We start from the raw sequence: 22035 nt of genomic DNA on the forward strand, positions 1-22035 counted from the left end.
TTCAGGCAGCCAGGCGGTCCGGGCTGGAACCTTCCGACAGCGCCCAGACGTCCAGCATGGCCTGTTCGAGTTCCACCGGCTGCGCGAAGCCCGACAGGCCGCGCGCCTTGGTGACTTCGTCGACCGCCGCCAGCGGATCGCCGCCCGCGCCAGCCCGCTCGATCACCTGCAGCAGCAGGCGCTGCTGGGTGCGGCGCAGTGCCTGCATCGCGTAATTGCGCAGCTGTTCCTGCGCCTTGCCCTGCGCCGGCAGCTTCAGGCCGCGTTCGAGCGTGTCGATACCGGCCTGCTGGCGCAGCGCCATGCCGACCTGCAGGAACTGGGCCAGGCTCATGCCGCTTGGGCGCTGGACCGAGACCGCCGCGAACAGGAAGGTGGCCAGCGACTCGATGGTCTCGACTGCCTTCCAGGCCGCGGTGAACGAGGCCGGCAGGCCGCTGTGGCCGTCGGCTTCCGAACGGGCCGGGCTCAAGCTGCGCAGCTGGTCGGCCTGGCCGAACAGCGACGACAGTTCGGCCATTCCGTCGGTGCCTTCCGGCAGCGACAGCACGCCTTCGATCAAGGCGCGCAGCAGTGCGCGGGTACGGGCGTCGACCACCATCGATACGTCGCGCGGCACGCTCAAGGCATCGGCGTCGAGCGCGTCGAACACCGGCGCCAGGTGCAGCGCCGCCCAGGCCCTGGCCCAGGCCTTGACCACGACGGTTTCGTCGACGCGGTGCTCGGCAGCCAGGTCGCGCAGCATCAGCGGACCGCAGCGATTAACCGCTTCGTTGGCCAGCACGGTCGCCAGGATGGCATTGGCCAGCGGGTGCTCGAGCGGGTCGCGGGTCGCCACCAGCTGCGCCGGGAAGTATGGCCGCAGCAGCGAATCGGCCCACGATTCGCCGGTCAGGTCGAGTGCCGACAGGGTACGCTTGAAGCGGTTCTTGACGTTGGCAACCACCACCGCCAGTTCTGGTGCGCTCAGGCCCAGGCCCAGAGCCTTGCGGCGCTGCAGCTCGGCGTCGCTTGGCAGCTGTTCCAGCTCGCGCGAGACCGAACCGTCCGATTCCAGGTTGGTAATCAGGGCGGCGTAGCCATCCACGGTCGACGCGGTGGCCTGCGCCTGCGCTTCGCGGGTCAGCAAATGGGTCTGCTGGGTGTTGTCGCGCAAGACCAGTTTCTCGACGTCGCCGGTCATCTCGTTCAGGATGCGGTTACGGTCGGCGTCGATCAGCTGGCCGGCGCTCACTTCGGTGTCGAGCCAGATCTTGATGTTCACTTCGTGGTCCGAGCAGTCCACGCCTGCCGAGTTGTCGATCGCATCGGTGAAGATGCGACCGCCCGCCAGGGCGAACTCGATACGGCCGGCCTGGGTCGCGCCCAGGTTGCCGCCTTCGGACACCACCTTGCAGCGCAGTTCGCTACCATTGACGCGGATGCGATCGTTGGCCCGGTCCTTCACCTGCGCGTGGGTCTCGGTCGAGGCCTTGATATAGGTACCGATACCGCCGTTGTAGAACAGGTCGACCGGCGCCAGCAAGATGCGGTGCATCAGGTCTTCTGGCGACAGCGAGGTTTCCTTGATATCGAGCGCGGCGCGCACTTCGGGGGTCAGCTCGATCGAACGTGCCGAGCGCGGATAGACGCCGCCGCCCTGCGAAATCAGGCTCTTGTCGTAGTCTTCCCAGGTCGAACGCGGCAGCGCGAACATGCGCTCGCGTTCCTGGAACGACACCGCGACATCGGGGGTCGGGTCCAGGAAGATATGGCGATGGTCGAACGCCGCCAGCACCTTGAGCTGGCGCGACAGCAGCACGCCGTTGCCGAACACGTCGCCCGACATGTCGCCCACGCCGACCATGGTGACCGGGGTGGTCTTCATGTCGTGGCCCAGCTCATAGAAGTGGCGCTTGACGGCTTCGAAAGCGCCCTTGGCGGTGATGCCCATTTTCTTGTGGTCGTAGCCGTTCGAGCCGCCCGAGGCAAAGGCGTCGCCCAGCCAGAAGCCGCGCTGCACGGCTATGCTGTTGGCGATGTCGGAGAAGGTCGCGGTGCCCTTGTCGGCAGCCACCACCAGGTAAGGATCGTCCTGGTCGTGGCGCACCGTATTGTCAGGCGGGACGATGCTGCCGCGCACCCGGTTGTCGGTCACTTCCAGCAAGCTGGCGATGAATTCGCGGTAGCAGGCTTCGCCCTCGGCTGCGATGATTTCGCGCGGGGCACCAGTGGGCATCTGCTTGCACACGAAGCCGCCTTTCGAGCCGGCCGGCACGATGACGGCGTTCTTTACCATCTGCGCCTTCACCAGGCCCAGCACTTCGGTGCGGTAGTCTTCCATGCGGTCCGACCAGCGCAGGCCGCCGCGGGCAACCGGGCCACCGCGCAGGTGCACGCCCTCGAAGCGGCGCGAGAACACGTAGATCTCGCGGAAAGGACGCGGTTCCGGCGCCAGCGCCAGGTTGCTGGTGTCGACCTTGAAGATGATCTTTTCGCCGTCGTTCTGGAAATAGTTGGTACGTACCGTGGCCAATACCAGGTCCACCAGCGCGCCCATGATTTCTTCGGTATCGGCGTGGTTCACGTTCGCCAGGCCGGCCTTGAGCGTAGCGAGCTTGGCGGCGCCGCCGGCATGTTCGGCAGCGGACAGTTTCGGGTCAAAGCGCAGCAGGAAAGCGGTGACGAACTCCTTCACCAGCGATGGCTGGGTGCGCAGGGTCTCGGCCATGTAGCGCACCGAGAACTTGGAGCCGAGCTGGCGCCAGTAGCTGATATAGGCGCGTACCAGCTGCACTTCGCGCATCGACAGGCCGCCTTCGATGGTCAGGCCGTTCATGCGGCCGTCTTCGGCGTCGCCGTTGAACAGTGCGGTAAACAGTTCTTCGGCCACCGGGATAATGCCCGGCTTGACCAGCTTGGCGCCGCTTTCGTCGTCCACCGCCAGCGCGGTCACGTGGTGGCGCGCTCCATCGGCGGTCTTGATCGACCAGGTTTGCTCGCGGTCGACCGCGATGCCGGCGTTTTGCAGTGCCGGCAGGATGCGCGACAGCGATGGCACCACTTCGCCCGAGTACAGGCGGATCGAGGCGCCGGTGGCGGCATTGCCGGCGCCATTGCCAGGCTCGACCCGCACCGCCACGTGGTCGTGCTGGCCGATCTTGAGCAGGGCCTGAAGGTCGCGGAACGCGGTTTCCGGCGCGCTGGCGGTGACAAAACTCACCGGCAGGTTGGCGCCAAGCTTGCGCAGGCAGCTGCGCTGGGCGTGTTCATCCACGCCGTTGGTGAGCATGGCGAAGCGGTCGTGCCAGCCATCCAGCACCGACAGCAGCGGCTGCTGGATGTCGGTTTCCAGGTCGAGCGGGTTGCGCGCGGCATGGGCGATCAGGTAGACGCGGGCCAGCGGGCCATCGGCCACCAGGGTCTGCACGCGCACGTCGCTCGCTTCCGAGCTGTCCTTCAGGGCCGCGGCCAGGCCGGCGGCGACCGCGGCGCTGTAGCGCTCGCGCGGCAGGTAGACCAGTACGTTCAGGTGGCGGCCATAGACGTCGCGGCGCGCGAAGACTTTCGGGCGCGGATGCTTGTACAGCGAGACCACCGAGCTGCATACCTGGGCCAGCCATTCCGGATCGGCTTCGAGCGCTTCGGTGCGCGGCAGCGATTCGAGGATCTCGACAAATTTCTCGGCGCGGAAGCCTTCCTGGCGCACGCCGGCGATCGACAGCACCTTGGCGACGCGGCCGCGTGCGAACGGCAGGCGCGCCAGCGGGGTCGAGGTGGCGGCGCGGGTGAGCAGGCCGACGAAGCAGTGCTCGCCCAAGATGCGCCCCTGGGCATCGGTATCGCGCACGCCGATGAAGTCCAGCGGCTGGTCGCGGTGCAGGGTGCCCTCGACGTCGGCCTTGACGATCGACAGGGTGTCGGCACGGCGCGACAGGGTTTCGAAATCGCCTGGGATATTGGCCAGGCAGGTGCCGTAGACCGGATGCGTGGTGTCGGCAAGCACGCCGATGCGGCTCGGGATGTCGCGCTCGAGTTCGCGCACGCCGTCCTTGACCATGTAGTAGGCGTAGCCGAACGGCTCGAAGCCTTCGTTCTTGGCCCATTCGAGGAAGGCGGCGACTTCCTGGCCTTCGGCGGTGCCCGACTGGGCGGCGGCGGCGGCAACGGCGGTCAGGCGGTCGGCCATCTTGACGGCGTCGCGGTGCACCACGGCGGCGTCGTTGGCCACCATGCGCAGGCGCGCGGTCAGCGAGTCGAGCTCGGCGAATTCGAGTTCGTCGTTGAGCAGCACCAGCACGATCGATTCGAGCGGGGCGCCGGTTTCGCCGACGGCGGTCGCGGCGCCGCTGGCGTCGCGGCGCACGGACAGCACGGCATTCATCACCCCGGTAGCGACCTGGCGCTCCTTGCGCAGGGCGATGACGAAGGAGTCGACCAGGTAAGGCATGTCATCGTTCAGGATCAGCAGCGCGGTCGCCATGCCGCCACGCTCGTCGGAATACTGCATCTGGGCGATCTGGCAGCCAGGGCCGGTGCGCTGGGCCAGCTGCGAAAAACCTTGCCACAGGACCGGCGCCAGGCTGTCGGGCGAGGTGCCGGCCAGGTCTTCGTCGTCGAGCGAGCCCAGCCACGCGCTGATCAGCGCGCCAACCTGACTGGCGTCGCCAGCGGCGTGATGTGCATTGACCAGCGCGAGCGTCTGGTTGCGCAGGTCTTGAGGCATGTCTTTCATGTGCTTCTCCAAAGTTTGAGTGCCCGGCGCGCATGGAGCTTGTGGCTTCGCGCCGCCCTGGCTTTATATGGACGGGGTTGTCCCGTCTGAATTCAGTGCGCGCCGCAGGTGCTTGTCTGCTCGCGCTAATCCGTTATTAGAACATGCCGCGCCGACCGGGTCACCCGGTCGCTCGCTTGCATTGCTATGACAGGTCGTACAGGCCCGACAGGCCAAGGATGCGTTCGAGCTCCTCGAGCGCGGCCGCGCATTCGAGCGCCAGTTGCGGGTCGGCCAGGTCCTTCGGTTCGACCCGGTCGCGATAATGGTGTTCGACCCAGGTCACCAGGCGTGCGTAGAGGGCCTCGGTCATGATCACGCCCTGGTGCATGGCGCGCGCCTCGTCGTCGGTGAGCGCCACGCGCAGGCGCAGGCAGGCCGGCCCGCCGCCGTTGCGCATGCTCTGGCGCAGGTCGAACTCGAGCAGTTCGTCGATTGGGCTCTCGCCCGCCACCAGCGTGTCCAGGTAGCGTGCCACCGCTTCGTTCTCGCGGCACTCGTGCGGCACCACCAGCGCCATGCGGCCATCCGGCCGGGTGAGCAGCTGGCTGTTGAACAGGTAGCTGGCCACGGCGTCGGCCACCGGCACCTGGCTGCTCGCCACGCGTACCGGCACCAGCTCGCTGTCGACTCCTGCAAGCGCGCGGTGCAGCGCATCCAGGGTGCCGGCTTCGTCGAGGAATGCCTGGTCGTGGTAGAACAGCACGTTGCCGTTGCCGACCGCGATCACGTCGTTATGGAACACTCCCTGGTCGATCACGTCCGGATTCTGCGATGCGAACACGGTGCGCGCCGGGTCCAGGCCATGCAGGCGGGCCACCGCCTGCGAGGCTTCCAGGGTCTGGCGCGCCGGGTATTTTTTCGGCGCCGGGGCCGACGGGTCGAACTCGACCCGGCCGTACACGAAGAACTCCACCCCCTGGGCGCCGTGCGAACTGGCGAAGCGGGTGTGGTTGGCCGCCCCTTCGTCGCCAAAGGCCGGCACCGGCGGCAGCGCGTCGTGCACCACGAAATGGTTGCTGTCGCCGAAGATCGCGCGCAGTGAGCGCGTGGCCTGCACATGCTCTTCGGAGCGGTGCAGCTTGTTGTTCAAGTTCGCCGCCGTGAAGTGCGCGCGGCCGTCGCGGGTGTCACTCGATGGGCTGACGGTGGCGGCGTTGGCGGTCCACATCGGCGCTGCCGAGTACGCGCAGGCCAGGATGACCGGGGCTTCGCGCCAGGCTTGCGCCAGCACGTCGGCGTCACTGCCCGAAAAACCGAGCCGGCGCAGCAGGCGGAAATTCGGGCGCGCCTGCGGCGGCATCACCGCCTGGGCAAACCCACGCGCGGCCAGCGCACGCATCTTGGCCAGGCCCTGCAGGGCCGCCTGGCGCGGGTTCGAGCTGCTGCGCACATTGCTGAACGAAGCGACGTTGCCGAACGACAGGCCGGCATAGTTATGGGATGGCCCAACCAGGCCATCGAAATTGTATTCGCGGGCTGTACGCATGATCAGAACACCAGTCCAGGCGCCAGCTTGGCCGGCATCTCGAGTTCGGCCGTCTCGATCGAGGCGACCGGGTAGGCGCAGTAATCGGCCGCGTAATAGGCGCTCGGGCGGTGGTTGCCCGACTTGCCGACGCCGCCAAAGGGCGCTGAACTGGCCGCGCCGGTGGTCGGGCGGTTCCAGTTGACGATGCCAGCACGGGCGTGCAGCGCGAAGCGCTTCCAGAGTTCTTCCGACGGCGACAGCAGGGCGGCGGCCAGGCCAAATTCGGTGGCGTTGGCAACTTGCAGGGCGGCGTCGAAATCGTTCACGCGGATCACCTGCAGCAAGGGGCCGAACCATTCTTCGTCGGGAATGCCCTGGGCGTCGGTAGTGTCGACGATGCCGGCGGTGACAAACCCGGCGTTGGCATCGGGCTGGGTCATCTGCAGCAGCACCTTGCCGCCCTTGGCGGCCATGTCGGCCTGCGCCTGCAGCAGGCGCGCGGCGACGGCGCTCGATACCACCGGGCCCATGAAGGGCTGCGGCTCGGCGTTCGGGGCGCCCACCTGCAAGGTCGCGGCGACCGCCACCAGACGCTCCAGGAAGGCCTGTCCCGCAGGCGTGTCCTGGATGATCAGGCGGCGCGCGCAGGTGCAGCGCTGGCCGGCCGAAACAAAGGCCGACATCACGGCATGGTGCACGGCGGCGTCGAGTTCGGCCGGGTCTTGCTTGATGTCCCATACGACCAGCGGGTTGTTGCCGCCCATTTCCAGGGCCAGCATCTTGCCCGGCTGGCCGCCGAACTGCTTGTGCAGGGCCGCGCCGGTCTGGCTGCTGCCGGTAAACAAGACGCCGTCGATGCCGCTGGCCTGGCCCAGTGCGATGCCGGTGTCGCGCCCGCCGTTGACCAGGTTCAGGACGCCCTTGGGCAGGCCGGCCTGCTCCCACAGCTGCACGGTTTTCAGCGCGGTACGCGGTGCGTATTCGCTCGGCTTGAACACCACGGTGTTGCCGGCGATCAGGGCCGGTACGATGTGGCCGTTCGGCAGGTGGCCCGGGAAGTTATACGGGCCGTAGACGGCGAACACGCCGTGCGGACGGTGGCGCAGCACGGCATTGCCGTCGGCGACCCGGGCCAGCGCCTCGCCGGTGCGCGCGCCGTAGGCCTGCACCGAGATGTCGATCTTGTTGGCCATGGTCGCCACTTCGGTGCGCGCTTCCCACAGCGGCTTGCCCACTTCTTCGGCAATGATGCCGGCCAGCGCTTCGGCGTGCTCCTTGAGCAGGTCGCGAAAGCGCATGGCGATGGCGACGCGCTCTTCGAGCGGGCGCATGGCCCAGGATTCGAACTGCTCACGTGCGGCGGCGACGGCGCGCGCCACGTCCTGCGCGGTTGACTGCTGGCTGGTCCAGGTCTGGCGCCCGGAGGACGGGTCGATGGTACTGAGTTCGTCACCGCTGCCGGCGAGCCACTCGCCGTTTATGTAGTTCGACAGATTAGCCATGCGCGTTCTTCCTTGCGTTGAGGGTCAGCGTACGCACTTCGTCGCCGGGCTGCACGTGCAGCTGCGACAGCTCCTGGGCGCTTAATGCGACGCGGTTGGCGCCGGGGATGGCGCGGGTGAGAATCATGCGGAAATCGGCCAGCTCGGTATTGGCCACCAACATGTGTTCAGTCTCGCCTTCGGGCAGGCCCGCGCTGGGGCCTTCTTCGGCGCGTGCCAGCACGCTGTCGCGCACTGCGCGCAATTCGGATGCGCGGCCCTGCAGCACCGGACCGGCGTCGAAGATGTCGACATAGCCTTCGTAATGCATGCCTTCGTTTTCCAGCAGCTTGCGCGCCGGCAGGGTCGAGGTATGCACCTGGCCGATCACCTCGCGCGCCGATTCCGGCAGGTAGTCGACGTACAGCGGCTGGCGTGGCATCAGTTCGGCGATGAAGGACTTCTTGCCGATCGCGGTCAGGCCGTCGACATGGTTGAAGTCCATCTTGAAGAAATGCCGGCCCAGTCCTTCGTAGAACGGCGACACGCCCTGCTCGTCCTGGTAGCCGCGCATCTCGGCGATGATCCTTTCGGTGAACATGTGCTTAAACTGCGCGATGAACAGGAAGCGGCTTTTCGAGAGCCACTTGCCGTTGAAGCCGGTGCGGTACTGCGGCAGCAGGAACAGCGAGCACAGCTCGGTCGAGCCGGTCAGGTCGTTCGACAGGTACAGGGTTTCCATCCGCGTGAACACGTTGAGCTCGCGGCTGCAGTGCACCAGGGTGCCGATGCGGTAGTTGTAGAACGGTTCGGTCAGGCCGACCGCGCTCTTGATCGCGCACACGCCGGCAATGCCGGCTGGCTGGCCGTCTTGCGCGGCGCGCTCGAGCACGAACATGTAGTCGCGCTCTTCGGGCGGGATGGTTTCGTTGAACGACGCTACCGCGGTGGCGATGCGGTCGCCCAGCATCTTCAGGTCCGGCTTGAGGGTGGTCATGCCGCTGCCGGCCTGGCGCGCCATTTCCATCAGGGCGTCCAGGTCGGAAGTGTGGATTGCACGGATTACGAGCATGGAGTCCTCTTTAGATACGCACGCAGGTGACGTTGTCACCCGGGGAGACGCCCAGCGCCTGCTGGGCCTCGCGCGGCAGGCAGATCGCCTGGGCGGTGTCGACCGGTGGGCAGGCGGCGATCACGGCGCGGAAATTCTGTTCGGTGCTGGCCACCGCATAGCTTACCAGCGCGCCGGCCTCGGCATCGTGCCTGGTGTTGTCGACCTGGCGCACATGCGAGCCGCTGAACGAGCGCAGCGAATTGCGGTGCGCCTGCAGGATCGGGCCGCCGTCGAAGATGTCGATGTATTCGTCGGCCTCGAAGCCCTCTTGCGTGAGCAGGTCGAAGGCGAGTTCGCCGCTCGGATGGATCTGGCCGAGCACGGCCTGGGCGTCGCCCGGCAGCAGCGGCACGTAGACCGGATAGTGTGGCATCAGCTCGACGATCAGGGTGCGGTTGCGGGCGCCGTCGATGACGCGCTCGGCCTCGAGAAAGTCCATCTTGAAGAACTTGCGGCCCAGCGCATTCCAGAACGCCGACTGGCCGTCGGCATCGGTGACGCCGGCCAGCGGCACGAAAAAGCGGTCGCCAAAGCGTTGCGGCGCCAGCACGGCGTACAGCAGGCGCGCGCGCGACAGCAGCGCGGCTTCCGGGCCGGCACTGGTGCGGTTGCGGATATAAAAGCCCGACAGGTGCGAATAGGCCGTCAGTTCCGAGCACAGCGTCAGCGCATGCACGCTGTGGCTGATGTTCAGGTCGCGCGAGACCTGCTGGATCACGTCGTTGCGAAACGCAAAATAGGTGCCGTTGGAACCGGCCGACGCATGGATCGACGAGGTGCCCACCACCTCGCGGCTGCCCAGGTCTTCGAGCACGAACTGGTACGACTCCTCGCTCGGGATGTCGACTTGGGCGGCGAACGAAGCGATCGAGCGCTCGACCGCCGCGACAATGGCTTCGCGCGTGCGCGGCAGCGTGTGCACGCCGGGGATCGAGACCGCCCCCAACGCCTCGAGGGCGCCGATATCACCGCGCTCTACCGGACGAACTACATACATGCGAACTCCTGAAAGAGATCAATCGATCTGGCCAAACCGCACGGCCGCCGCCCTCGCGGACGGACGGCCCCGGCATGACGGTATTTACCCGGCGACGAAGGCCTCGACGGCCTCGCGCATCAGGCGATCCGCTTCAAGGATCTGCTCGTCCGACACCACCAGTGCCGGCGCCAGGCGGACCACGTCGGGACCGGCGATGAGCAGCATCAGGCCGAGCTTTTCGGCCAGCTTGGTGTAGTCCTTGGAACGGCCCTTGCAGGCCTCGGCCATCGGCAGGCCGATGAGCAGGCCCATGCCGCGCGGCTTGCCGAACACCTGCGGGTAGTCGGCCGAGAGCTGCTCGAGATTGCCGAAGATCTTGGCGCTGGCTTGCACCACGCGTTCCAAGAAGGCAGGCTGGCTGATGGTCTCGACCACTTTCAGGCCGACGGTCGCCGCCAGCGGATTGCCGCCATAGGTGGTGCCGTGGGTGCCGACGCCGAAATGCTGAGCGATCGCTTCGGTGGTGAGCATGGCGCCGATCGGGTAGCCGTTGCCGAGCGCCTTGGCCGAGGTCAGGATGTCCGGGGTCACGTCCATCTGTTGATAGGCATACAAGCTGCCGGTGCGGCCCACGCCCGACTGTACTTCGTCGAACACCAGCAGCGCGCCGGTCGCGTCGCAGAACTCGCGCAGCGCCTTCAGGTATTGCTTGTCGCCCGGAATGACGCCGCCCTCGCCCTGGATCGGCTCGACGATCACGGCGGCGACATCGTCGGTGATCGCGGCGCGCGCGGCCTCGATGTCGTTGTACGGGATGTGGCTCAGTTCCTGCGGCAGCGGCTCGAAGCCTTCGGTGTACTTCGGCTGGCCGCCGACCGACACCGTAAACAGGGTACGGCCATGGAAGGACGACAGGCAGGACACGATGCGCGACTTGTGCGGGCCGAACTTGGTGTGCGCGTACTTGCGCGCCAGCTTCAGGGCCGCTTCGTTGGCTTCGGCGCCCGAATTGCAGAAGAAAGCGCGGTCGGCGAAGGTCGCTTCGGTCAGCGCCGTGGCCAGGCGCAGCACCGGCTCGTTGGTATAGCCGTTGCCGAGGTGCCAGAGGGTGTTGATCTGACGGGTGAGCGCGTCGACCACGCCCGGATGGGCGTGGCCCAGGCTCGTGACCGCGATGCCCGAGGTGAAGTCGAGGTAACGCTTGCCTTCCTGGTCCCACACTTCCAGGCCCGCCGCGCGCACCGGCACCATGGCAGCCGGGGCATAGGTCGGGACGAGGACTTCGTCGAAGGTCTGCCGGGTGACAGGCCGCGTGGTGACACCGGAGTCGAGCTTTGCGTTCATGGCTTCTTCCTCATCTTCAAGAAGGTTGTGCGCGGGCCAATCGCCGCGCAGCGTAGAAACCATTATAGAAAGCCCCCTCTACAAGTTCTTGCAGAACTGCGACAGGGATTTTCGTTTTTAGTCGAAGAAAGATTGTGGGAGTTACAACAGAGCGATCCTGCCCGCGTCCCTACTGCCCCAACTTGCGCTGCCGCTCCTCGCGCGGCGTATTGCCGAACAGCGCGCCGAAGGCGGTCGAGAAATGCGAGCCCGAGGAAAATCCGCACATCAGCCCCACCTGCACGATCGAATGATTGGTCTCGATAAGCAGTTTGCGGGCGCGCTGCAGGCGCAGCTCGAGGTAGTAGCGCGACGGCAGACTGCCGAGGTATTGCTTGAACAGGCGTTCGAGCTGGCGCCGCGAGACGCCGGAGAGCTGGGCGATCTCGTCGGTCGAGAGCGGCTCTTCGATATTTGCCTCCATCAGCGCCACCGCTTCGGTGAGCTTGGGCTGGAGCATGCCGAACCTGGCCTGCAGCGCCACCCGCTGGCGCTCGTCCTTGCCGCGCACCCGGTCCACGCACAGGATTTCCTTGACTTGCGCCTGGACCGCGCCGCCGAACAGCATCTCGATCAGGCTCAGGGCGAAGTCGATGCTGGCCGCGCCGCCACAGCACGTCAGGCGGTTGCCATCGACCTCGAACAGGTTGGGGGTAAACAGCGCCGGCTCGGCCAGCGCATTGGTATCGGGGTAGAGGGCCCAGGGCAGCGCGGTGCGAATGCCGTGCAGCGCGCCGGCATCGGCCAGCCACAGCACGCCGGCGCCGACACCGCCCCAGAACGGCGCCGCGCGCAAGCGCTCGACCAGGGCGCGGCAGTTGGCGGGGCGCAGCGCAGCTTCGGCTTCGTCGGCCACCAGCAGCACCAGGTGCCAGTAGCGCTGGGCATCGGCCATGAACTTGTCGGGGCTGCGCACGTCCACATGCAGCAGTTCGGGCCCCAGCAGCTTGGCGGCAAGGCGCAGCGGCTGGACCAGGCCGGACCAGCTCAGCATGTCCGGCTCACCCGCGCTTACCAGCAGCACGCGCAGCGGTCGTTCCTGTGCCAGCAGGGACAGGTCAGCAGGCTGCATCGGATCGATTCGGCGGTGTCATACGAGGAAAGGGGCGTGGCGACCGGTGGTACGCATCGCCCGCTATCATACAGAACAATGCGCCGGATATTCAGGGCCCGGTCCGCTCCAGCATTCGAATAAAGCGCGCAGGCGGCTATAATCCTGCCCCATGGGGGAACGATATTTAACGAGCATCCGGCTGCTGGCCGAGTGCATGCAAGGCTTCGAGCGTTTTTCTGGAGCGGCGGTGCGCCAGCACGGACTGACGCATGCGCAGTTCGATATCCTTGCCACCCTGGGCAATACCCCAGGAATGAGCTACAAAGAGCTGGGCGAGCGCACCTTGATCACCAAGGGTACGCTAACCGGCGTGATCGAGCGCCTGGAACAGAAAGGCCTCGTCGTGCGCGAGCGCAGCGACGCCGACAAGCGCTCTTTCTTCGTGCGGCTCACGCCTGCCGGCGAGGCCGTGTTCCGCGACGTGTTTCCGCAAGTTGTCGCGCATGGCAAGCGCCTGTTCGCCAGCTATAGCAATACCGAATTCGACGTCCTCGACGCCGCCCTGCGCAAGCTGCGCGACGGAATCGCCGCGGGCGCTGCCTCCCACCCTTCTGACACATAAAGGAAATGCCTTGAAAACTTCCCTGATCGACGGCAAAAAGCCAGCCCATTTTGATAAGCATATCGTTGGCAATATCCTGCTCGATGTCGCGCCGCTCGACGAAGTACAGCAAGAAACCATGCTGATCGGCATACGCAACGATTCGGGCGAGATCTACCGCCTGATCGGCGCCACCAAACTCAACAGCTTCATGAACGCGGTTGAGGAACTGATCGACCTGGGCTTGAACGACGAGCTGCAAGACACCGAAGAGCAAAAAGACGGCTGCGACGCCATCTTCAGCGAGCCTTGAAGCGGTACGGGCGTGCCTGGCAGGGCACTAATGCCTCAAAGCACTATTAACCAGCCCGGCAGTGCAATGGGGGTATAATTTTTCGATGGACCGATCCTCTGCCCTCAAGAGCATCGCCGCACAAGCCAGCCGCGGCGAACTCAGCTTCCCTACCAATGTCGATGCGACGCTCAAGTTGCAGCGCGCCCTGGGTGAGCCCGACTGCCATACGGACATGGCAGCGCGGCTGGTGCAGGCCGAGCCGCTGCTGGCGGCGCGCACCGTCGCGATCGCCAATTCGGTGGCCTATAACCGCACCGGGCACGATGTCACCAATGTGCGCGCGGCCGTACAGCGCGTTGGCTTTCGGACACTCGGCGCACTGGCCGCCGCCGTCATCGTGCGCCAGCTGGCAAGCGAAATCACCGACCCGGACCTGCGCGCCAAGGCCGACCAGCTGTGGATCCATTCGGCCCATGTGGCCGCACTGGCCCAGGTGATCGCGCGCCGGGTCTCGTTCGTCGATCCGGAAACCGCCATGTTTGCCGGTATCGTGCACGAGGTAGGCGGTTTCTACCTGCTCTCGCGCGCTGCCGAATTTCCGGGCCTGCTCGATGACATCACCGACGAATGGCTCGAGCATGGCGAAGCGCCGATCGGCCGCGGCGTGCTGCTCAAGCTCGGGGTGCCGGCACCGGTGATGGGGGCCATCGAGGCACTCTGGAACGGCATGCGCGCGCTGCCCCCCGAAACCCTGGGCGACACGCTGCTGCTGGCCAAGGACCTGGCGCCCTTTCCTTCCCCGCTGCACCAGCGCGCCGGCGCCACCACGGCCCAGAGCGCGGCCACCATCGATTTCACTACCGGCGAAGGCACCCTGGCCCAGGTGCTGGCCGAGTCGGCCGAAGAAGTCAAGAGCCTGACTGCCGCGCTGCTGTAGCAGGATTGGGCGCAGTAACACCCCGCGCCCAAAAAAATACCCGCTACAAGAGCGGGCAAAGTCCAAAACTAGGGATGTCCTGAAAGAGACAGTTCCACTATAGGCAGGAATGGTGCCTGTTTCCGTGCGCTGATTCACATAATGCCGCGGTTTCACTGTAAATGGCCGCAGCCACTTACAGTGTGTTGCAAATTTGAAGTTGTAAGGCGGAAAGAAACTGGCTAGGATCGTCAATACTTTCCACCAGCCAACTTTTACGCCATGGACCATTCCAGTTCCATCGTCGCCAGCAGCGACAACAACAGCTTGCAGGCACCTGCAGCAGTGGCCGCCATCTTGCCGCTGGCCTTACTGACGGGCTGCGGCGGCGGCGGCGGCGGTGGCGATAGTGCCGCCGCCCCGGTCGCGGCCGCGCCACCGCCTGCTGCCACGGCCCCGGTGGTCACGCCGCTACCGACCGGCCCCAGCGCAGCAGAAGCGTCGCGCTTTTTAGCCCAGGCATCGATGGGGGCAACGCGCGAACAGATCGCCCGTGTCCAGTCGCTCGGCTACGCCGGCTGGCTCGACGAGCAATTTGCCGTCCCGGCCTCGGGGACGCGATGGGACTACCTGGTTGCGCGTGGACTGAACAATATCAGCAACAAGAATGGCGAAGCGGGCGCCGATGCCACGATCTGGCGCAAGCTGCTGTCCTCGCCTGACACCCTGCGCCAGCGGATCACCTTCGCGCTGTCCGAAATCCTGGTGACCTCGGTGTCGGGCTTTAGCGGTGGATGGAAAGCCTTCACGGCTGCCGCCTACCTCGACCTGCTGGAGACGGAAGCCTTTGGCAATTACCGGCGCCTGCTGGAAAAGGTCTCGACCAGCCCGGCCATGGGCGAATTCCTGACCTACCGTGGCAGCGTCAAGTTCCGGGCCAGCACCGGCGCCCTGCCGGACGAGAATTATGCGCGCGAGCTGATGCAGTTGTTCACCATCGGCCTGGTCAACCTGAATCCGGACGGCACCCCGAAGCTGGTTGGCGGCCAGCAAGAAGAAACCTATGGCCTGGACGACATCGCCGGCCTGGCGCGGGTGTTTACCGGCTGGAACTACGACCTTGCCGGCGGCAACACCGACACCCCGGACTACAAACGCCGCCCAATGATCGTCAACGCAAGCGCGCACGAAACCGGAAGCAAGACCTTCCTGGGCAAAACCATTGCGGCCGGCCTGAGCGGCGAGGAAAGCCTCAAGCAGGCGCTCGATACGATTTTCGCGCACAGCAACATGGCTCCCTTCGTCAGCCGTCAATTGATCATGCGGCTGGTCTGCAGCAATCCTTCCCCCGCCTATGTCACCCGGGTGGCAGCGGTCTTCAACAACGACGGCGCCGGTGCCAGGGGTAACCTCACCGCCGTGGTCAAGGCGATCTTGCTCGACAGCGAAGCCCGCTCGGCGCCGCCGCCGAGCGACGTGCGCTTTGGCAAGCAGCGCGAACCGATACTGCGGTTTGCCGCATGGGCGCGTGCCTTCAAGGCCAGCTCGGCCAGCGATGCCTGGGCGGTCGGCAACACCTCGGATCCCGCCACCCGCCTCGGGCAAAGCCCCCTGCGCGCAGCCAGCGTGTTCAATTTTTTCCGCCCGGGCTATGTACCGCCGAACAGCGCCGTCGCCAGTGCCGGCATGGTCGCACCGGAATTTCAATTGACCAACGAGTCGAGCGTGGTCGGCTACGTGAACTACATGCAAACCGTGGTCAGTCGCGGGGTCGGCGATGTGAAGGGTGACTATTCGGCGCTGCTGCCGCTGGCCGATACCGCCCAGCTGCTGCTCGACGAACTCAATCTCGTGCTTGCCGCAGGACAGCTGTCGACCACCACCATGTCGCTGCTCAAGGGCGCCATCGATGCCATGCCGTCCGGGTCCGATAGCGCACGCACTAATCGCATCCATGCGGCCTTGACCCTCGTGCTGGCCGCGCCAGAATTCATCATCCAAAAATAGGAAGTAGCCATGGCAATCAAGCACCAACAACCTGCATCGCGCCGGGCCTTCCTGAAACGGGCATCGGCCCTCTCGGTGGCCGGCGTAGCCGCACCGTGGGCCCTCAACCTGGCGGCGATGGCCGAGGCGTCGGCCGCCACGGCTGGCGACTACAAGGCACTGGTTTGCGTGTTCCTGTACGGGGGCAACGATTATGCCAACACCGTCGTGCCCTATGACCTGAGCAGCCACGCGGCCTACCAGCAGATGCGGCCCGGCTTCGCCTACGGCCGCGCCAGCCTCGATGCGACCGCGCTCGCGCCCGCCAACGCGCCGCTCGACAGCACCGGCTACGCCCACCAGTATGCGCTGGCGCCGGAACTGTCTCCACTGATGCCGCTCTTCAATGCCGGCAACATGGCTGTCATGCTCAACGTCGGCACGCTGGTGCAACCGACCTCCAAGCAGCAATACCTGAACCGCTCGGTCAAGCTGCCTCCCAAGCTGTTCTCGCACAACGACCAGCAGTCGGTCTGGCAATCGTCCTCGCCCGAAGGTGCCACCTCGGGCTGGGGCGGACGCATGGGCGATTTGTTCGAGAGCGGCAACGGCAACGCGACCTTTACCTGCGTCAACGTCTCCGGCAATGCCGTATTCATGTCAGGAAAATCGGCAGTGCAATACCAGGTCTCCAGCAGCGGGTCGGTGCCGCTGGCGGGCGTCAAGTCGCCGCTGTTCGGATCGACTGCAGCCAGTGCCGCGCTCGCTACTTTGGTGAGCCAGCCGCGCAGCCATGTGCTGGAAAACGAATACACGCGCGTGACCAAGCGCTCCATCGACGCGGACAGCATCCTTACCGGCGCGCTGGCCTCGTCGCCGGCACTGGCCACGCCTTTCGCTGCCGGCAACAGCCTGGCCGGCCAGCTGAACATGGTCGCGCGGATGATCGGCGCCGCGCCCAAACTGGGCGCGAAGCGGCAAGTGTTCTTTGTGTCGATGGGGGGCTTCGATACGCACGACAACCTGCTCGGCACGCATCCGGGGCTGCTATCGAACCTGGCCTCGGCGCTGGCATCGTTCCAGGCTGCGACAGTTGAGCTGGGCTTGAGCGAGAACGTGACCACCTTCACCGCCTCGGATTTTGGGCGCACGATGGCGGGCAACAGCGACGGGTCGGATCACGGCTGGGGCAGCATGCATTTCGTGCTCGGTGGCGCGGTCAAGGGCAAGCGCTTTTACGGCCAGGCACCGGTCGTGGCAAACGGCGGGCCGGACGATGTCGGACAGGGCCGGTTGTTGCCGACCACATCGGTCGACCAGTTCGCCGCGACCCTGGGTAAATGGCTGGGCGTATCCGACAGCGAACTGCTGGCAATGCTGCCGGGACTGTCCAACTTCGACGCCAGTACCCGCAATATCGGCTTTGTCTGAGACGCCGGCAGCGCGCAGCCCATAAAAAAAAACCCGCTCCGGTTGAGGGAGCGGGTGAAGTCCAAAACTAGGGATGTCCTGAAAGAGACAGTTCCACTATAAGGTTGCGCTGGGGACGCCTCTGTGCGGTCACACACACATGCGGCAATTGACGGATTGTCCCCACCGCCCGAAAAAAATGCCGCTCCGATATTAACCGGGCGGCATTTTTTTGGGCAGACAAAACCTTAGACGACGGCGCCGTCGGTCTCGTCTTTTTCCTTGACCGGCTTGACCAGGTCTTCACGCTTGACGCCCAGCCACATGGCCAGCGCGGCGGCGACGAAGACCGACGAATAAATGCCGAAGCAAATGCCGATGGTCAGCGCGAGCGCGAAGTAATGCAGCGCGTGGCCGCCGAACAGCAGCATCGACAGCACCATGATCTGGGTCGAGCCGTGGGTGATGATGGTGCGCGAAATGGTACTGGTGATCGCGTGGTCCATCACTTCGGGCACGCTCATCTTGCGCTGCTTGCGGAACATTTCGCGAATCCGGTCGAAGATGACCACCGACTCATTGACCGAATAACCCAGCACCGCCAGGATCGCCGCCAGCACCGTGAGCGAAAACTCCCACTGGAAGAACGCGAAGAAGCCGAGGATGATGACCACGTCGTGCAGGTTGGCGATGATGGCCGAGACGGCGAACTTCCACTCGAAGCGGATCGCCAGGTAGATCACCACGCCAACGATCACCATCAGCAGCGCATTGAGGCCATTTTGCGCCAGCTCTTCGCCGACGGCAGGACCGACATATTCGACGCGCTGCAGGCTGACCCGCTCCTGGTTGGCGGTATCGACGCAGCTGGTGCGGCTGACCTGCTCGCCCTTGTCGGTGGTTACTTGCGTGACCTTCGGCGTGCCCTGTTCGGACGTACACACGGCATTGAATACCGCGGTCGACGAACCAGCCTGGGCCTGGCCTTCGATGATCGGCAGGCGCAGCAACACGGTCTGGGCGTTGCCGAAGCTGGTCACTTCAGGCGCAGCATAGCCGGTGGCGCGCAGCGTGGCGCGGATCTTTTCCTGGTCGGCGGCCTGCGGATAGCGCAACTCCATCACGGTGCCGCCGGTGAATTCGACCGAATAATGCAGGCCCTTGGTCACCAAAAAGAACACGGCCGCCAGGAAAGTCACCACCGAAATCACGTTGAGGATCAACGCGTGGCGCATGAACGGGATGTCCCGTTTGATCTTGAAGAATTCCATCGTTATTCCTGAGTTGCGTTTTGCTTGTTAGGCGTGAAACCGTCTTTCCAGACCGTGCCGATCGAGATGTGGGTCAGTTTCTTCTTGCGGCCGTACCAGAGGTTGAGGAAACCACGGGAGACGAACACGGCCGAGAACATCGAGGTCAGGATGCCCAGGCAGTGCACCACGGCGAAGCCGCGGACGGCGCCGGAACCGAACACCAGCAGCGCCAGGCCGACGATCAGGGTGGTCACGTTGGAGTCGAAGATCGTGTCCCAGGCATGCTTGAAGCCGGCCGAGATCGCCGTTTGCGGCGCCGCTCCGGCGCGCAGCTCTTCGCGGATGCGTTCGTTGATCAGGACGTTGGCGTCAATCGCCATGCCCAGCGCCAGCGCGATTGCCGCGATACCCGGCAAGGTCAGCGTGATCTGCAGCATCGACAGCAGGGCCAGCAGGAACAGCACGTTGGCCGCCAGCGCCATCGCGCTGAACAAGCCCACCAGGTGGTAGTACAGGACCATGAAGATCGCAATGGCCACGAAGCCCCAGATGGTCGAATACAGGCCGCGTTCGATGTTCTCGGCGCCCAGCTGCGGGCCGATCACGCGTTCTTCGATGAATTCCATCGGTGCCGACAGCGCGCCCGAGCGCAGCAGCAGCGCCAGTTCGTTTGCGTCTTCCGAGGTGCCCATGTTGGTGATCTGGAAGTTCGAGCCGAATTCGCTCTGGATGGTCGGGGCCGACAGTACGCTGAACTTGCCCTTTTCCTTGAGCAGAATCGCCATGCGCTGGCCGATGTTGTCGCGGGTGGTCTGGCGCATGCGGCGCCCGCCATCGCCGTCGAGGTCGAGTGAAACGGCCGGCTGCTGGTTGGAATCGAAGCTGGCCACGGCGCTCGAGATCGACTCGCCGCTCAGGATCACGTCTTTCGACACCACGATCGGGGCGCCGCGGCCCTCGGTGAACAGTTCCGAGTTCAGCGGAATGGCGGCGGTCAGTTCGGTGCCCGGGGTCACGGTCTGGTCGACCATGCGCAGTTCGAGGGTCGCGGTGCGGCCGATGATGTCCTTGGCGCGCGCCACGTCCTGCACGCCCGGCAGTTGCACGATGATGCGGTCGGCACCCTGCTGCTGGATCAGCGGCTCGGTGGTGCCCAGTTCGTTGATGCGCTTGGACAGGGTGGCGATGTTCTGCCTGACGCCGTCTTCGACGGTGCGCTTGAGCGCTTCGGGCTTGAGGGTGACGCCCAGCTTCAGGTCGGTGCCGTCGGCGGTTTCGGTAAAGTCGAGGTCGGGCGTCTGCCGGGCCAGTTCGGCCCGCGCGGCGCTACGGGTAGCGTCGTCGCGAAAGCGCACTTCGATGGCATTGCCGACGCGCTCGATGCCGGCGTGGCGGATGTTCTTGTCGCGCAGCTGGCTGCGCACGCTCGACTGGATACCCTTGATCTTGGAGTCGAGCACGGCCTTGCCGTCAACTTGCAGCAAGAAGTGCACGCCGCCGCGCAGGTCCAGTCCGAGATTCATCGGCTGGGCACCGATTGCCTGCATCCAGGCGGGAGTATTCTTTACCAGGTTGACCGTCACGATGTAATCGGGGTCTTCCTGGTCGCGGTTCAGGTCGCGCTCGAGCGCGAGCTTGGCCTTGAACTGGGCATCGGTGCTGGCAAAGCGGGCGCGCACCGAGGTGCTGTTGCCGCTGCCTTCGAGGCTGACCGCGGTGGCGGGAACGCCGGCGCGCTTGAGTGCATCCGCCACCAGGCTGGTGGTGGCGCTGGTGATGTTGACTGTCGATTTACCAGTGGTGACCTGTAACGCCGGAGACTCGCCGAAATAGTTCGGCGCCGTGTACAGCGCGCCCAACAAGAGCGTGATGGCAATCAGTAGATATTTCCAGACGGGATAGCGATTCATAGTGTTCCAGCGTTCGATGTTGAGCTCGCGGTGGCCAGGGCCGCCGCGGGCTTACAGGGCCTACGGCGCTTACAGGGACTTCAGGGTGCCTTTTGGCAGCAGTGTCGTCACGGCGTGCTTCTGCACCACGATTTCGGTACCGGCAGCAATTTCGAGGGTCACGAAGGTGTCCGCAACCTTGGTCACGCGGCCGAGAATGCCGCCCGCGGTCGCCACTTCGTCGCCCTTGGCGAGCGCATCCATCATCGCCTTCGCTTCGCGCTGGCGCTTTTGCTGTGGACGGATCATGAGGAAATACATGACCACGAACATCAGGATCAGGGGCAGGAAGGTAGTCAGGCTACCCATGATGCCGGGGTCGGCTGCAGTGGTGGTTTGCGCGTACGCGTTGGAAATGAACACAGAGACTCCAATTGTGAGATAAAAAAACAGCGCTACATTCTAGCATCGGCGCACCGTCCGCGGCCATTGTGCGCTATATAAGATCGACGACAACAAATTGCAAGTTGGAAATTTGCCTAACGCCTCCGATAGACGCCTGGCCTAGATGCGGTGCTGGAGAAAATCGAGCGCTGCCGTCGCGCGTGCCGACAGCGGCCACTCGGCGCGATGAATCAGCCACAGGCTGTCGAGCACCGGCGCGCCGGCCTCGACCACGCGTACCGCGTCCGGCCGGGCGAAGGCCTGGCGCGCATGGCGCGGCAGGATGGCGAAACCGAGTCCGCGCGCCACCGGCTCGAGGATCAGGCCGATCTGGTTCACGTAACCGCGCACGGCCAGGCTGCGTACGCCCGGGTTGCCGGGAAAATAACGGCTGAGCAGGCGGGTGGCCATGGCCTGGCCATCCGGATGGTCGATCATCCCCAGCCGCGCCAGGTCTTCCCAGCCATCAAGCCGGGCGTTGGCCGGCACTACCAGTTCCAGCGGTTCTTCGGCGAACAAGCGCGCCACCAGGCGCGGGTCGTCGGGTTTCAGGGTTAGCAGGCCCAGCTCGAAACGGTTATCCAGTACCGCTTCGCACACTTCGGCATCGGGCGCGAAGCGGTGGCGCACGCACAGGCCCGGCTCGGCCTGCTGCAACGCCAGCAGCAGCGGATACAGGGCCAGGCCGACACTGCCGGGCGTGATCAGGCTGATCTCGCCGTGATGCGGGTCGTCGTCGGAGAGACGCGCGCGCAGGCGCCGCTCGGCCGCCAGGATCTCGGCGTGGCAGGCCAGCAACGCATGGCCGGCCGGGGTCAGGTCGAGCTGGCGCGGCCGGCGCAGCAGCAGCGGGCCGAACTCGTCTTCGAGGCGGCTGATGTGCTGGCTGACGGCGGCCTGGGTCAGGCCCAGCTGTTCGGCGGCACGGGTAAAGCTGCCAGCCTCGGCAACGGCATCGAAGCTACGCAGCCATTGGGGATTGAGCATAAGAATATTTTATGGAAAC

16 protein-coding genes are annotated in these 22035 nt (G+C 65.3%); 5 read left to right on the plus strand and 11 right to left on the minus strand.

The window, feature by feature from the left end:
* Position 1: 1 nt before the first annotated feature.
* The 7 genes from NRS07_RS18615 to NRS07_RS18645 all read right to left on the minus strand — a co-directional run bounded on the left by NRS07_RS18615 (position 2) and on the right by NRS07_RS18645 (position 12253).
* Positions 2-4714 carry an NAD-glutamate dehydrogenase gene (locus NRS07_RS18615; RefSeq protein ID WP_259209657.1) on the minus strand — a complete coding sequence of 1571 codons (4713 nt, stop codon included), beginning with the start codon at positions 4712-4714 and terminating at the stop codon, positions 2-4.
* Between the two features lie 184 nt (positions 4715-4898).
* Positions 4899-6242 (minus strand): N-succinylarginine dihydrolase, encoded by a 1344-nt coding sequence (gene astB / locus NRS07_RS18620; protein ID WP_259209658.1) that lies wholly within the window; start codon positions 6240-6242, stop codon positions 4899-4901.
* 2 nt (positions 6243-6244) lie between these two features.
* Positions 6245-7726, minus strand: coding sequence for a succinylglutamate-semialdehyde dehydrogenase (gene astD, locus NRS07_RS18625; protein ID WP_259209659.1), 1482 nt, complete (start codon positions 7724-7726; stop codon positions 6245-6247).
* Positions 7719-8777 (minus strand): arginine N-succinyltransferase, encoded by a 1059-nt coding sequence (gene astA, locus NRS07_RS18630; RefSeq protein ID WP_259209660.1) that lies wholly within the window; start codon positions 8775-8777, stop codon positions 7719-7721. The genes astD and astA overlap by 8 nt, the downstream gene beginning before the upstream one ends.
* Before the next feature lie 10 nt (positions 8778-8787).
* Positions 8788-9816: an arginine N-succinyltransferase gene (locus NRS07_RS18635; RefSeq protein WP_259209661.1), complete on the minus strand. Its 1029-nt coding sequence runs from the start codon at positions 9814-9816 to the stop codon at positions 8788-8790.
* 84 nt (positions 9817-9900) lie between these two features.
* A complete protein-coding gene (locus tag NRS07_RS18640) occupies positions 9901-11142 on the minus strand; it encodes an acetylornithine/succinyldiaminopimelate transaminase (protein WP_259209662.1) in 1242 nt (413 codons plus the stop codon).
* Between the two features lie 169 nt (positions 11143-11311).
* Positions 11312-12253, minus strand: a complete 942-nt coding sequence (locus tag NRS07_RS18645) for a GlxA family transcriptional regulator (RefSeq protein WP_259209663.1) — start codon at positions 12251-12253, stop codon at positions 11312-11314.
* Positions 12254-12404: 151 nt separating this feature from the next.
* Here NRS07_RS18645 and NRS07_RS18650 point away from each other — a divergent pair, with 151 nt between their 5' ends.
* The 5 genes from NRS07_RS18650 to NRS07_RS18670 all read left to right on the plus strand — a co-directional run bounded on the left by NRS07_RS18650 (position 12405) and on the right by NRS07_RS18670 (position 17464).
* Positions 12405-12857, plus strand: coding sequence for a MarR family winged helix-turn-helix transcriptional regulator (locus tag NRS07_RS18650; RefSeq protein ID WP_259209664.1), 453 nt, complete (start codon positions 12405-12407; stop codon positions 12855-12857).
* A 10-nt stretch (positions 12858-12867) separates the two neighbouring features.
* Positions 12868-13149: a hypothetical protein gene (locus NRS07_RS18655; protein WP_259209665.1), complete on the plus strand. Its 282-nt coding sequence runs from the start codon at positions 12868-12870 to the stop codon at positions 13147-13149.
* 85 nt (positions 13150-13234) lie between these two features.
* Entirely contained in the window at positions 13235-14068 is an 834-nt protein-coding gene (locus NRS07_RS18660) for an HDOD domain-containing protein (protein ID WP_259209666.1), read from the plus strand.
* 261 nt (positions 14069-14329) lie between these two features.
* On the plus strand, positions 14330-16054 hold the full coding sequence (locus tag NRS07_RS18665) for a DUF1800 family protein (protein ID WP_259209667.1): 1725 nt from the start codon (positions 14330-14332) through the stop codon (positions 16052-16054).
* Positions 16055-16063: 9 nt separating this feature from the next.
* The gene (locus NRS07_RS18670) at positions 16064-17464 is read left to right on the plus strand and encodes a DUF1501 domain-containing protein (protein ID WP_259209668.1); all 1401 of its coding nucleotides are present in this window, start codon (positions 16064-16066) and stop codon (positions 17462-17464) included.
* Between the two features lie 227 nt (positions 17465-17691).
* On the opposite strand, the gene secF is transcribed toward NRS07_RS18670, so the two are convergent.
* From secF to NRS07_RS18690, 4 genes are all read right to left on the minus strand, one after another.
* The gene (gene secF, locus NRS07_RS18675) at positions 17692-18714 is read right to left on the minus strand and encodes a protein translocase subunit SecF (RefSeq protein ID WP_259209669.1); all 1023 of its coding nucleotides are present in this window, start codon (positions 18712-18714) and stop codon (positions 17692-17694) included.
* A 2-nt stretch (positions 18715-18716) separates the two neighbouring features.
* Positions 18717-20606, minus strand: coding sequence for a protein translocase subunit SecD (secD, locus tag NRS07_RS18680; RefSeq protein ID WP_259209670.1), 1890 nt, complete (start codon positions 20604-20606; stop codon positions 18717-18719).
* Positions 20607-20675: 69 nt separating this feature from the next.
* Positions 20676-21008, minus strand: a complete 333-nt coding sequence (gene yajC / locus NRS07_RS18685; protein ID WP_259209671.1) for a preprotein translocase subunit YajC — start codon at positions 21006-21008, stop codon at positions 20676-20678.
* A gap of 141 nt (positions 21009-21149) precedes the next feature.
* Complete coding sequence (locus NRS07_RS18690; protein ID WP_259209672.1) at positions 21150-22016, minus strand: LysR family transcriptional regulator; 867 nt, start codon at positions 22014-22016, stop codon at positions 21150-21152.
* Positions 22017-22035: the final 19 nt, after the last annotated feature.

This window comes from Massilia sp. H6 (assembly GCF_024802625.1).
Lineage (GTDB): Bacteria > Pseudomonadota > Gammaproteobacteria > Burkholderiales > Burkholderiaceae_D > Telluria.